Source organism: Microcoleus sp. FACHB-SPT15, from assembly GCF_014849525.1.
Classification (GTDB): domain Bacteria; phylum Cyanobacteriota; class Cyanobacteriia; order Cyanobacteriales; family Coleofasciculaceae; genus Symplocastrum; species Symplocastrum torsivum.
The window spans coordinates 192,195-205,561 of sequence record NZ_JACJNU010000029.1 but is presented as its reverse complement, the minus strand read 5'-3'; the positions used below and the strand labels follow the sequence as shown (position 1 = coordinate 205,561).

Sequence of the window (13,367 nt, the reverse complement as noted above, 5' to 3'; positions counted from 1 at the left end):
GAATTGATCAAGGTATCAAAAATGTCTCTACATGAAACAGAATGGGTTAAACCCTAGCAAGCTCCCCCTGCATTTAGCAATTTCAGAGAAACTACGCCAGCAAATTTTTGGGGGTGAGTACTCACCTGGAGAGCAGTTGCCGAGTGAGCATCAGTTAATGTTGCAGTTTGATGTCAGCCGGATTACAGTCAGACGTGCGATCGCAAATTTGGTCAATCAAGGCTTAGTCTTCTGTCATCGTGGTAAAGGCGTTTTTGTCAAAGAACAAAACAAAGTCACTCGCTCTTTATCCAATCCCCTCGTCTTCTTTGATGAAGACATGACACGTCAAGGAGTCACCAGCAGCATCAAAAGCCTTTGTTTTGAAGTCACAGAACCCTCCCCTAGAGTTCGCCAAAAACTCAAGCTCTCATCCGATACCCCTTACATCTACTGCCAAAAGAAAATCATCCTCACTGATGACATTCCTGTTGCCCTAGATATTACCTACATTCGTTTTGATTTGGGAGAAACATTTGCTGACGAACTGCAATCGAGCTTGATTTACCCCACTCTCGATAGTAATGGCGTTTCCGTTGAACGAGTAGAGACTATTTTGGAGTGTACTCATGCCACTCACGAAGTTAGCGAACACTTGGACATTGCCCTTGGCGCACCACTATTAGTAAACCGCTATGTGGCGTACACTACAACATCACAACCAATTATTTGTGGTGAAACTCTGAGTCGAGCCGATAGGCTTTGCTACTCGGTCGTTTTGACGAAAAATGGTAACGGTTCAAGCTCCTTCGCCCCAAAGAGCTGAACCATAAAACAGTAGTTGACTATACAGTTTTTTAAAGATTATCTTGTCATAACAAGATAATGTCTAATTGATTAGCAGCAGCTAGTCGGCATCAATTCATCAATGAGGAGGAGCAACCTTTGTGTGGCATTGCTGGAGTCATCTATCGTAATCCAGAGTATTACCACAACCTTGGCTTGGATTTACTGAAACTAATCCAGCCGCTAGAAAGTAGAGGCCCAGATTCTTGTGGTGTTGGACTCTACGGTAACTCGGTTGAACCTCAGCAAGTTAAGGTGCTTTTACTGGCTGAGGGGAAGGTGCCATGGGAGAATGTAAAGCAACTCTTGAGCCAACTGGCTGAGGTAGTGGCGTTTGAGAGTGTCGGCACTGGGTGTCGTGTGACGCTGCAAGGGAAAGATGAGCAATACTTCAGCATTGAAGTATTGAAAAGTGAGTTAGTTAGAAGCTTTCCCCAGCTACATTTGATGAGTGTGGGGCAGCAGCTAGAGATTTATAAAGAAGTTGGTGCGGCGGCGAATTTGTTCCAGAAGTATGGTTTGGAAAACTTTGCCGGGAGTCATGGCATCGCCCATACTCGAATGGCAACAGAATCTGTGGTGGATACCTATCATTCCCATCCCTTTACCTCAGCACAGGATTTATGTATTGTCCATAATGGGCAAGTCTCTAACTATTACAAATTGCGCTTTGTGCTAGAGCGACAGGGAGTGGTGTTTGAGACGCATAATGATTCAGAAGCGATCGCACATTATCTCCGCTATCAATTACTCCAAGGCAAATCCCTAGAAGCCTCACTCTACAGCCTACTTAATGACTTTGATGGTACCTATACCTTCTTAGTCGCCACCTCAGACAAAGTTGGATTAGTGCGCGACAAATTTGCAGCAAAGCCAGCCGTAATCTACGAGTCTCCACAAATGATTGCTGTTGCCTCAGAATATCGTTGTCTGCTGAGCCTACCTAGTTTCGACAGCAGTGCAAGCATACGCGAACCTGATGCTGGAGAAGTAAACGTTTGGTCAGTAGCAAGCACTCCCTCTCAAATCCTCCAACTAACTGGAACCGCAACTAAGGTTTAATACCAACTCTAAATTTAAAGACATTCTTCACGCTTGGCGGTTCAAAGTCTTAACTCAGTATGCAAGAGCAAATCCTCCTACAAGAAACCATCATAGACTGTGCCAATCTAAGCACAAGAGAACTGAATCAACAACTCAAAGCTTTAGCTTCAGAAGGTGCCCCAGTTGTCAAAGTACTCAACCCAGCAGGACGACATAACCTAGCTGTAGGAATGGAACAACCGATTACTATACACTTCCAAGGCTCAGTCGGTTATTACTGTGGCGGTTTGGGAGACAGCATCAATATAGAAGTGTTTGGCGCTTGCGGTTGGTCAGTTGGAGAAAACTTGATGGGCGGTACAATTACCATTCATGGCAATGCTTCCGCCAATGCTGCCGCTTCAGCACATGGGGGTAAAGTTTGCATCCTTGGTAACGCTGGTTCACGGGCAGGAATTTCCCTAAAGGGCGGAACCTTAATTGTTACTGGTAACATAGGCTACGGCTCTGCTTTTATGATGCAGCAGGGATGTATGATTGTCTGCGGCAATGCAGGCGAAAATTTGGCAGATTCTATCTACGATGGAGCCATTTATGTTGGGGGAACGATAAGTTCTTTAGGAGCAGATGCAAAGATTGAACCAATGTCTGAGCAAGATTGGCGAACGCTTGAGCAAGAGCTATCCCCTTTAGGAATTGCTCCGCAAGAGTATGATTTTAAAAAAATCGTGTGTGCTAAAGATCTATATCATTTCAAAGCTAAAAATTGGGCAAAATGGAAAGATGCTTATTAGTTGTTGATTGTTGGTTGTTAGTTATTTGTTGATAGCTAAGAATTAGACCATAGACAGCTATACACTTATATCTATAAAATCTGGACGGGCAAGATGCCCATCTCACAAAAGTTTTTTAAAATAGCAACTTGTAAGTTAAATGCTTACGGCTTAATAACCAACAACCAACAACCAATAACCAACAACCAATAACCAACAACCAAAAACTAATAACTAATAATGGAAAAACGTATATTAGAAACTAGCAGTACTTACTCCCCTTCAGTTATCAACGCTATTCAAGAACGGGCAGAACTCGGTCGCTACATGATTCGGGGATATGGTGCCTTTCGCAATGTTCCTCGATTTGATGATTTACTCTTTCTCACAGCTTCCATGACGCGATTTCCTTTGGAAGGCTACCGGGAGAAGTGCAATACCAAAACAGTGTTGGGAACCCGCTTTGCTAAGCGTCCGATGGAATTAGAGGTTCCAATTACAGTTGCAGGGATGAGTTTTGGCGCACTGTCTCGCAATGCAAAGGTGGCGTTGGGACAGGCAGCAACGATGCTGGGAACCTCTACAACAACTGGCGATGGCGGGATGCTGCCAGCGGAACGGGAAGCGTCTTCTAAATTAGTTTATCAATGCTTACCTTCACGTTATGGCTTTAATCCCAAGGATTTGAAAAAAGCTGATGCGATTGAAATTGTTGTAGGGCAAGGGGCGAAGCCTGGTGGTGGTGGCTTATTGCTGGGACAGAAGGTGAATAAGGTTGTTGCTGGGATGCGGACGTTACCGGAAGGGGTGGATCAGCGATCGCCTTGTCGTCACCCTGACTGGATTGGGCCAGATGACCTTAAAATCAAAATTGAGGAGTTGCGAGAAGCAACTGATTGGGAGATTCCCATCTACGTCAAGATGGGGGCGACTCGCGTCAAGGATGATGTGAAACTGGCGGTAAAGGCTGGTGCTGATGTGATTGTCCTCGACGGGATGGAAGGCGGTACTGCCGCAACCCAAAGTATTTTTCAGGAACACAGTGGTATTCCTACGCTTCCAGCATTAGTGCAAGCGGTAGAAGCATTGCAGGAAAGCGGCGTTTATGGACAGGTACAATTGGTGATTTCTGGTGGTATCCGTTCTGGTCCTGATGTCGCGAAGGCGTTAGCGTTGGGTGCTGATGCTGTGAGTTTGGGAACTGCAACTCTGATTGCGATGGGATGCAATAAACCTGTCTACATTGAGGACTATCAGAAGTTAGGCACAGAACCTTATCACTGCCACCATTGCCATACTGGGATGTGTCCAGTCGGGATTACAACTCAAGATGAGGAGTTGATGCAACGCTTACCAGTAGAAGATGCGACAACACATGTGGCAAATTACCTGCAATCTCTGGTAATGGAGGTACAGAGTTTAGCACGCGCTTGCGGTAAGTCGGATGTGCATAATTTGGAACGTGAGGACTTGGTGGCGTTGACTCTAGAAGCTTCAGCAATGGCGAAGTTGCCGCTAGCGGGTACTGATTTTGTAATGGGGCAGTAATACTAATTGATCAGCTCTATTACCCCTGTATACCTAAAGTTAGAGGGTAAGTTAAAGAACTTTCCCCTCTAACTATCTGTAGTAATATGGTCTGATTCTATTTGATTCTTCCCTCACCAGAGATTTGACCTGATTATCTAATTTGTCAGTCTGCTGAGGAAAAAGAGTCACGTATCGAGATCGTTATTTTGCAACAACTTTACTAATTATTTGCTCAAACCTTAATTTTGCTGAGATCAACGGGAAACATAGCAACTGAAGTATTATTGTTCAGAATTATAATTTTTTTAGCTAATCTCAGCCGAGCAACAGGTTCTGCGATCGCCAAAGCCGCATCCACTAGTACTGCTGCTGTGTCTTGCGTGTGGCAGCGGATATACAATGCTCCCCAACGCCGGAATACCTTACAATTACGTAGAGGTGCAAGCTGCCGGAGTTGCTTAGGTTCCTCGCGGTAGAAGTCCAAAATTAGTTGAGCCAGTTGGCAAATACGGTTCATGATTGTTAACCCTTACTTATAGTGCGTACTCCCGCTCAAATCAGCCTGTTTTTGGCAAATGCCCCTTAAGATTGCCAGGTTATATAGGCTAGTTCAGACAAAATTCGACTTAGGCTCTAGTGAAAGCTCAGGGAGTATTCACTCCATTAACTGTTGCTTAAACTGAAGCCATTTGCTCCTACCAAATATATTGAAGCGCGAATTCCTTAGAGGCGTATCTATGTAGAAAAAAGACTTAATAACTACTTATGATGAAGTAACTATAGGCAAAAGATATGTAAGCTAGTTTTCACGCGCTTTTGCGAGATTTTCTGTCAATTTCCTAGGTTAAGGTTTCTTACAAGTTCTTCAAGAAACTAGACAATTGAGATTATTAAAACTGATAGGAGAAATTATCAAGTGGTGGTATTGAAAAGCTTAAGCAATGATCGCTATGAAGGATTAGAGGAGATTGTTGCGATCGCACGTTCCGTTGGTTGGGGTGCTGCCAAAATCTTGCGCTCCTACTATCGTGGCAATTCCAACGATGGAAACTTAGAAATTCAAGAGAAAAAAGATGGTCCTGTCACGGCTGCCGATGTCGAGGCAAACCACTACATCCTAGAAGAACTCCAAGCCTCTCTCGGTACACAAGACTTCGGCTACCTGAGCGAAGAAACGTATAAATCCTTATCAGCGCAAATGCAGGAGTCACTCCAACAGCAACCTTGGGTATGGATTATTGACCCTTTGGATGGCACCCGCGACTTTATTGAGCGTACAGGCGAGTATGCTGTGCATATTGCCCTAGCCCATCAAGGAAGACCCATATTAGCCGTAGTTGCATGGCCGGAAGCCGAGAAGCTGTATTATGCCACCCTTGGCGGCGGCACCTTTGTTGAAACGTCAGATGGTGTCACAACACCCATACGTGTATCAGAGCGTAATGCGATCACAGATTTGTCCCTCGTCGCCAGTCGTACTCACCGGGATGAACGTTTTAACCAGCTACTGCGCCAACTCCCCTTTAAAGAGAAACACTACGTTGGCAGCGTCGGCTGTAAAATTGTGACAATCATTGAACAGAAGGCAGACGTTTACATCTCTCTCTCCGGTAAGTCTGCCCCTAAAGACTGGGATATGGCTGCCCCAGAACTTATTCTCAGGGAAGCAGGTGGACAATTCACTCATTTTGATGGAAGCCCTTTGTTGTACAACCAGGGGGACGTCAATCAATGGGGTGGTGTGATGGCAAGTAATGGTCATTGCCACAGTACTCTTTGTACTCAAGCCTCAGAAATTCTCGCGCAGATAGATAGTTAAGCGTCAAAACCTTCATTTTGAGATGATTGCAACACTATGATTATCTTCTGTTTGTTGCCGCTCTTCTGTAAGACTAATAGTCCGAGATGAACCCTCAGATATATTGAAGACAAACCAAGCAATAAAACTCATCACTATCATTTCGCCAGCATCTTCAATAAGAGCAAGTGATGGTTCCCAATATGGGGATTGGAGCGCTATGTGAAGCATATCTACTACAATCCCGAATAGAGCTAAAGCAAGCAGAAAAATAATTAAATATCTAGAGTTCTTTTTTGATAAGCGATCGCTGAAACGATAGGCAGTAGCGATACAGATCAGGAAGAACAAACCAACGCAGGCAGATACAATAAGTTCTCCAAAGTCTACTGCTCTCAAGTTGAATGCTGGGGAGAAAGCGAGTCGGTAACTAATTTTGCTACCTATTCTTTCGTGGATACTGATAGCATCATCTAGTAACAGGTAACAAAACAGTATAGACCAAGAAAGATAGAGATAAGAACGATTCTTCCAGGCTAAGAAACTTAGTATAAGGGCAATCCAATACTCTTTGATATATTGAAACAGTTCTGCATATCCTTGGTCTTTTTCAATCGAAAGATAGGGATTTGAAGCAAAGTCTGTTGGTAGATAAAGGATATGAAGAAGAATAAAAATTACATCCGTAGCTAAAAACAAATATAAGAGTCGAGTTGTGTTCTTGTTTATATCTAATTTCATCAGTTTGACTCCTGTTGTTTTTGCCCGAATACAAAACTAAAATCCTCGCCATTTCTAAGCAGATAACCGAGAAGAACCTGAAAGATTTCTCTTTCAAAGCATTATGCATAAAGGTAGTTAAAGCTTTTGAAAGAGACATTTAATTCCACACCTCTACTTCTGTAGAGGTGTTTTTTGTGAATAAACCACGCTTAAGTTCAGTGAGTAATCTTTGCAAAGCTATAGAGTATGCTGAGAAGCTTGTGTCACAGGCATAACGCACCTGGACAGGACAGAATTTGGTTGCCCAGCCTTACTGAGCCTTCAATTGCGTTTAATCATGCGCTCAGAAGGCTTTTGGCGTGAGCTTTAGTTAAAAATAAGATAATCTTTTGTTAACCAAATAATAATCTATCTTTAGATAGATATAATATATAAATTTCTAAACTCTAAGAAAAACATAAAGCTGTTAAGCCTCTTGTGCCTGAGCTACAGGAGTTTTGGTGTAGCAAAATAAGGCACAGTTTAGAAAACACTCGCTGCAAAGTGGATGGGAGCGTGGAAAGAAAGAATATAGCGACTGGAACACCTTGGGAACCAATCGTGGGCTACTCACGAGCCGTTCGTGTCGGTTCCTTTATCCATGTCTCAGGAACCACCGCAACGGATGAAGCAGGTAAGCTTGTTGGAGTTGGAGACGCTTACGCGCAAACGATTCAAATTCTCAAAAATATTGAAGCTGCCCTCCTTGCGGCGGGTGGTAGCCTCAAGGATGTTGTTCGCACACGGATGTACGTTACGAACATCAATGATTGGGAACAAATAGGACGCGCTCACGGCGAATTTTTTCATGAAATTCGACCAGCTACTTCTATGGTGGAAGTGAGTCGTTTAATCGATCTGGAGATGTTAGTAGAGATTGAAGCTGATGCCCTGATTATTGAGGCAGATAGCTGAAGGGGTGACGAGTAAGCTGAAGGGTTGATGAAACAATCTGTCTATCCCATAGCCGTTATGAATGAGTCAGTAGATATTGAAGCAGTTAGAGCTGAAGCATTAAGAAAACTGGGGAGGAACATAGTTAATTTTTCAAAAATCGAAGCAGTATTCAAATACTTGCTTACAGTGAGCCAATTAGACGGAAGTGGAAAAACAATCTCAGAGCAGTTACGTAGGAATCAGACCAGGCTCCGAAAACAAACCTTGGGTAAGTTAGTTCAGGAATTTAATAAAAATATTTTGGGAGATGCTAGTCAATCTGAGCCTACACCAGACTTTTCTGGGGCAGGGATTTCTTTGTCATTTAACGTTACTTATAACAATCCAGATTTCTTAAAACTACAAAAACGCACACTTGCCAGCATTGTAGCTGAACGAAACAAATTAATTCATCAAGACCTAGCGTTTATTGATACCAGTTCTGTAGAAGATTACCACAATTTAATTACCCTTTTAGATGAACAAAATCCCCGACTATTAGCTCAACTTGAAGACCTGAGGCGGATAATAGAGTCTCTAAGAGAGGGTTTGAAAGCTTTTGAGGATTTGTCTAAATCACCAGATTTTCTTCAAAGCATACAATCTAACCAATCTAACCAATCTAACGCCTAAGCCTAACACTGCATGGCAGTGGACGATCGAAACCGCTGGTCTTTAGTTCGAGGTTATCTGTTTTACTCCAGACTGACGGAAGAGGGATAGTTAATCGTTCATCCCCCACAGCCGAATCGTATGATCCCAACTGCTACTGACAAGGGGTTGTCCATCCGGACTAATGGCAAAACAGGCAATAGCCCCCTCATGTCCTGATAAGCTATGCAGTTGTTTAAGCGTACCCAAATGCCACAGCCGAATTGTTTCATCCCAACTACAACTGGTAAGTCTCTGTCCATCGGGGCTAATTGCCATGCAATTTACCTCGCCCCAATGCCCAACTAGCGTACTTTTTAATTCTCCTGTATCCAACTGCCATAGCTTGATTGTCTTATCCTGACTTCCACTCGCAAGTGTCTGTCCATCGGGAGTAATGGCAAGACATTTAACCCAATCAGTATGTCCAGTTAAGGTATAGATAGGGTCAGGGCAAATCGCTTCACCTGCGTTATCAGGTAACTGCCATAGCTTAATCGCATTGTCAGCGCTGCCACTAACTAGCAGTTGTCCATCTGGCGTTATCGCCACCGACTTAACCGCCGCTTCATGCCCTTCCAAAGTAGCAAGATATTCACCAGTCGCTAAATCCCACAGCTTGATAGAGTTGTCCTCGCTACCGCTAACAAGAATTTGCTGGTTTGGGATAATTGCAACGCAGTTAATCGATTCGGAATGTCCTGTCAGAGTGTAGATTAGTCCATCGCCAATTACTCGACTTGTAGGAGAAAGCGATTTGTAGTTGCCTACAGTGTTGAGGTTCCAGACTTTCAGGGTTGTGTCTCGACCACCACTAACGAGCGTTTTTCCATCTGGACTTAAGCAGAGGGTATAAATTGAGCCAGTATGCCCTGTGAAGGTGCGGATAATTCTGCCATTACCCAGATTTCGGACTGTGATGATTCTGTCATTACCACCACTAACCATCATCTGACCATCAGGAGTAATGGCGATCGCATAAGTGGTAGATTTTCTTGTTGAATACTTATAGAGGCATTGGAAGAATTGATAGGGGTTGTACTCCTGTAAAACTTGTACAATCCTTGGCTCTTGATAATCCTGAAGTAGCGAGTAGGCAGTTCGCTGTACCTGCAAGGAAGCATCATTTAATGCTTCAATGACCAACTCTAAACCTTCAGCTCCATAGTTTAATGCCTCTTTAAGAGCATCGAGCTGTTGCTCAATAAGGTACGGGCTATCTTTAGAACTATTCCTAGCCAAGCGTCGCTTGACACCTAACAGTCCTCCCAAAACTGCACCATTAACCGGGGCTGGAGTTTGACCACCCAGTACCACATCATACGCTTTAGGCTGATTGAGATTATTGCTCATCGCAAGGTTTTATCGTTCACAATTGGCTTCTTGCAAAACTCAATTGTTATGACGTAGCAGTAGTAGTTATCTCTCAAGGCTTTGCCACGTCTATTGTAGGAGTTCAATGAGTTGAGTATAAGCTCTAAATCCAATGGGAAAATCCGTTTCGTTGTTGTAATACGCCCTATCCAGATTTGCCTCATCCAAGTTAACACCAGTTAGTTTTGCTCCACTCAGATTTGCTCCTCTTAAATCGAGGCTTGTGAATTTTGCTCCAACTAAATTAGCACCACTCAGGTTTGCTCCACTCAGGTTAGTATCGCTTAGGTTAGTCCAACTTAGTGTTGCTTCACTCAGGTTGGTGTTACTCAGGTTTGCATCACTCAAGTCTGCACTTCTTAAGTTTGCTCTAATCAGGGTCGCTTGAGTCAAGTTCGCTTTATTCAGATAGGCTTGACTAAGATTTGCTCCATTGAGGTTAGCTTCACTCAACTCTCCGTCTGTGAGATTGACCTTACTCAAATTCGCTTCACTCAAATCGGCTCCGCTTAAATATGCCTGCTTGAGGTATGCTTCAGTCAGATTTGCCTTACTTAGATCCGCTTCGCTCAGAACTGCCCAAGGCAAGTAGACACCACTCAAGTTAGCTCCCTGAAAATTCCGTTCTCCAATCTCGTAACACTTTAGTAATTCCTTTGCTAGTCTACTACTGTATTGAAGTAACGCTTGCTTGACATAATTCTCAGAGTATGGATTGAGCAGAGAATATGCCGCTTGATGAATATGCCATTCAGCATCATTTAAAGCTTGAATCACCAATTCTAAGCCTGATTTACCATAGTTCAATGCATCGTTTAAAGCAGCAATTCTTTGTTCAATACTGTAGCTGTGGCTTGGCAAATCACCGACACCAAACCGCTGCTTAACCCCTTCAATCCCTCCTAAAACAAGACCGCTATAAGCTGGGGCATTACCACCGATAACGGCATCATAGTCTTTCGGTTGATTGGGATTTTCAGGCATTGCACCTTGATTCCTTTGAAGCGATCGCCTTTTTACTTATATAACAAAAGGCAGAGGGCAGAAGGCAAAAGGGATGCATATTGACGGGTCAAGGTTTTAGTATGAAAGCGAGACTCAAGAGTCACCTTGGCGACTGCTATACGTTAAGTTGAATGGCACTGACTTAAGAAATTCAGTTACAACCAACCAACCCTTGCGCGGGGGGACTGGGGGAGATGCTTGTCCCCCACCGGAGCTTTAGTGAGGAGGGGGTTTGGGGGGCAACGTCCCCCAATCTGGGTTTTTCTACAAACGACTATTTTTCGCTTAACGAGAGTGACATTCAGCTTAAATGAGCAAGGGAAGAAGATTTCTCCCCCTCCTCCCTTCTCTAACTTAATGCACTGCCTCAACGGGTAATTCACCACTGGGAGAACGTAAATCTTCCACCATCTCTTGAATCTCTACTGGTGGTGGAGGAGTCAGGCGAGAAACGACGAAAGTAACGATAAAGTTGATGATCATTCCGAGGGTACCGATTCCTTCAGCCGAAACACCGAAGAACCAGGGTTGCATCCCATAGAACTTCACGCCCACAATATAGAAGATTGTAAAAATCAGACCTGTCAACATCCCTGCGATCGCACCTTCTCGATTAGTGCGTTGATCGAAGATGCCGAGAAGGATAACCGGGAAGAAGCTGGCGGCGGCTAAACCAAAGGCAAAGGCAACTACCTGCGCCACAAATCCCGGTGGATTAATCCCGAAGTACCCAGCCAGCGCCACCGCAAATCCTACCATCACCCGACCGACGAATACTCGTTGCGCTTCCGATGCATCCGGACGCAGGATTCGATAGTAAACATCATGGGCAACTGAACTGGAAACGACCAACAGCAAACCCGATGCAGTAGACAGCGCTGCGGCTAACCCACCAGCGGCAACGAGAGCAATCACCGCAGGAGCTAGTTTGGCAACTTCTGGTGTTGAAAGGACGATAATATCTGGGTCAATTGTAATTTCGCTAGTTGTTTTATCCGGTGTTAGCTCAACGCGCCCATCATTGTTTTTATCTTCAAAGGTCAATAACTTTGTGTTTTCCCACTTGCTTACCCAATCCAGTTGCCGGACTTGTTCAATTGGCTGGTTATGCAAGGTATTGATCAGGTTATAACGGGCAAACGTCGCCAAGGCTGGCGCACTGGTATAAAGCAGGGCAATGAAGAGTAGCGCCCAACCCGCAGAGAACCGTGCCGATCGCACATCAGGAACTGTATAGAAGCGCACGATTACATGGGGTAGTCCGGCTGTTCCCACCATCAAGGCGATTGTGATGAACAGTACGTCTAGCATTGACTTATTCGCAAACGGTTGCGTGTATTCCTGGAAACCCAAATCAACCTGAAGCTGATTGAGTTTAGGAACGATATCGCTGAAGGTGAAGGCTAACTGGGGAATCGGGTTACCTGTGAGTAAAAAGGCGATCGCACTAGCGGGAATCAAGAAGGCAACAATCAACACACAATACTGTGCCACCTGCGTCCAAGTAATGCCTTTCATTCCTCCTAATACAGAGAAGAAGGCAACAATCACCATCCCAATAATTACACCTGTGCTGATGTCTACCTGAAGGAAGCGACTGAAGACAATGCCCACACCTCGCATTTGTCCAGCTACATAGGTTAGTGAAACAAAGAGGGCAGCAACAACAGCAACTAAACGGGCAGTGTTGAAATAATAGCGATCGCCTACAAAATCTGGCACTGTATATTTACCAAACTTCCGCAGGTAAGGAGCAAGCAACAAAGCCAGCAAAACATACCCACCAGTCCAACCCATCAGGTAAATTGAGCCATCGTAACCTAGAAAAGAAATCAACCCCGCCATCGAGATGAACGACGCTGCCGACATCCAATCTGCTGCTGTCGCGGCACCATTCGCAATTGCTGGAACCCCTTGCCCAGCCACGTAAAAACCGGAACTGTCTCTTACACGCGATCGCCAACCGATGTAGAGATATAGAGCAAAGGAAAGAGCAACAAACAAAATTGTCCAAGTTTCAACCGACATGATTCACCCTCACTTTCTGATGCCGAATTTGCGATCAAGTTTGTCCATCTGAAAGGCGTAGATAAAAATCAGCACAACAAACGTTAAGATGGAACCTTGCTGTGCCATCCAAAAGCCAAGGGGCAAAGTACCCAGACGCAGTGCGTTTAAAGGTTGAACCAGCAGAATGCTGAAGATGAGAGACACTAGCGCCCAAACAATCAAAAGATTCCGAATCAAAGCGGTATTAGCACGCCAGTAAGCTTGGCGTTGGTTCTTATCCATTGTTTCGAGATTGCAACATTTAAATAGGGAAATAAAACCAAAACTCCTCAGCAATGTCTGCTCAGGAGTATTAGCCTTTTTCAATTTTTCTGCCTGTTTGTCTTTAAAAAGACAGAATCTTGCATCAAGCTTACCAGGCTAGGGGACAAGCAAAACGTTCGGCTTTGGCATCGCGATAGCAATTCTGGATAGCAGAAGTTGAAGCGACACCTCCTACAGGCTTCCCTGCACATGAAGTGCCGTCTTTTGAGTAGGGGGAAAAGAAATCAATAACAAAAGCACCTCCTTGTCTATGCCTCAAGAAGGTGCCTTGGTGTGAACGGGGCAGATAGCTGTTTACTTCCCCTCATATCTAGTAACCAATATCACTCGCTCAA

General features: G+C 44.3%; 13 protein-coding genes. 7 read left to right on the top strand and 6 right to left on the bottom strand.

What is annotated here, in order from left to right:
• Positions 1-31 precede the first annotated feature (31 nt).
• From H6F98_RS10180 to H6F98_RS10165, 4 genes are all read left to right on the top strand, one after another.
• Complete coding sequence (locus H6F98_RS10180) at positions 32-805, top strand: GntR family transcriptional regulator (protein WP_192218551.1); 774 nt, start codon at positions 32-34, stop codon at positions 803-805.
• A gap of 119 nt (positions 806-924) precedes the next feature.
• A complete protein-coding gene (locus H6F98_RS10175; RefSeq protein ID WP_192218550.1) occupies positions 925-1,887 on the top strand; it encodes a glutamine amidotransferase in 963 nt (320 codons plus the stop codon).
• Between the two features lie 59 nt (positions 1,888-1,946).
• A complete protein-coding gene (locus H6F98_RS10170) occupies positions 1,947-2,663 on the top strand; it encodes a protein glxC (protein WP_192218549.1) in 717 nt (238 codons plus the stop codon).
• 219 nt (positions 2,664-2,882) lie between these two features.
• Positions 2,883-4,190 carry an FMN-binding glutamate synthase family protein gene (locus H6F98_RS10165; protein WP_192218548.1) on the top strand — a complete coding sequence of 436 codons (1,308 nt, stop codon included), beginning with the start codon at positions 2,883-2,885 and terminating at the stop codon, positions 4,188-4,190.
• A 214-nt stretch (positions 4,191-4,404) separates the two neighbouring features.
• On the opposite strand, the gene H6F98_RS10160 is transcribed toward H6F98_RS10165, so the two are convergent.
• Positions 4,405-4,689 (bottom strand): hypothetical protein, encoded by a 285-nt coding sequence (locus H6F98_RS10160; RefSeq protein ID WP_192218547.1) that lies wholly within the window; start codon positions 4,687-4,689, stop codon positions 4,405-4,407.
• A gap of 399 nt (positions 4,690-5,088) precedes the next feature.
• Between H6F98_RS10160 and H6F98_RS10155 the strand changes: the two genes are divergently transcribed.
• The gene (locus H6F98_RS10155) at positions 5,089-5,991 is read left to right on the top strand and encodes a 3'(2'),5'-bisphosphate nucleotidase CysQ (protein WP_313929832.1); all 903 of its coding nucleotides are present in this window, start codon (positions 5,089-5,091) and stop codon (positions 5,989-5,991) included.
• 12 nt (positions 5,992-6,003) lie between these two features.
• Here H6F98_RS10155 and H6F98_RS10150 read toward each other — a convergent pair whose 3' ends face one another.
• Positions 6,004-6,711: a hypothetical protein gene (locus tag H6F98_RS10150; protein ID WP_192218546.1), complete on the bottom strand. Its 708-nt coding sequence runs from the start codon at positions 6,709-6,711 to the stop codon at positions 6,004-6,006.
• Between the two features lie 537 nt (positions 6,712-7,248).
• Here H6F98_RS10150 and H6F98_RS10145 point away from each other — a divergent pair.
• Together H6F98_RS10145 and H6F98_RS10140 are read left to right on the top strand one after the other, a co-directional pair.
• A complete protein-coding gene (locus H6F98_RS10145; RefSeq protein ID WP_192218545.1) occupies positions 7,249-7,647 on the top strand; it encodes a RidA family protein in 399 nt (132 codons plus the stop codon).
• A 27-nt stretch (positions 7,648-7,674) separates the two neighbouring features.
• The gene (locus H6F98_RS10140) at positions 7,675-8,301 is read left to right on the top strand and encodes a hypothetical protein (RefSeq protein WP_199348392.1); all 627 of its coding nucleotides are present in this window, start codon (positions 7,675-7,677) and stop codon (positions 8,299-8,301) included.
• Between the two features lie 90 nt (positions 8,302-8,391).
• Here the strand turns inward: H6F98_RS10140 and H6F98_RS10135 are convergent, their stop codons facing one another.
• From H6F98_RS10135 to H6F98_RS10120, 4 genes are all read right to left on the bottom strand, one after another.
• Positions 8,392-9,672, bottom strand: coding sequence for a WD40 repeat domain-containing protein (locus H6F98_RS10135; protein WP_192218544.1), 1,281 nt, complete (start codon positions 9,670-9,672; stop codon positions 8,392-8,394).
• A gap of 90 nt (positions 9,673-9,762) precedes the next feature.
• Complete coding sequence (locus H6F98_RS10130; protein WP_192218543.1) at positions 9,763-10,677, bottom strand: pentapeptide repeat-containing protein; 915 nt, start codon at positions 10,675-10,677, stop codon at positions 9,763-9,765.
• A gap of 375 nt (positions 10,678-11,052) precedes the next feature.
• On the bottom strand, positions 11,053-12,726 hold the full coding sequence (locus tag H6F98_RS10125) for a sodium:solute symporter family protein (protein ID WP_192218542.1): 1,674 nt from the start codon (positions 12,724-12,726) through the stop codon (positions 11,053-11,055).
• A 9-nt stretch (positions 12,727-12,735) separates the two neighbouring features.
• Positions 12,736-12,990, bottom strand: a complete 255-nt coding sequence (locus H6F98_RS10120) for a DUF4212 domain-containing protein (RefSeq protein ID WP_192218541.1) — start codon at positions 12,988-12,990, stop codon at positions 12,736-12,738.
• Positions 12,991-13,367 lie beyond the last annotated feature (377 nt).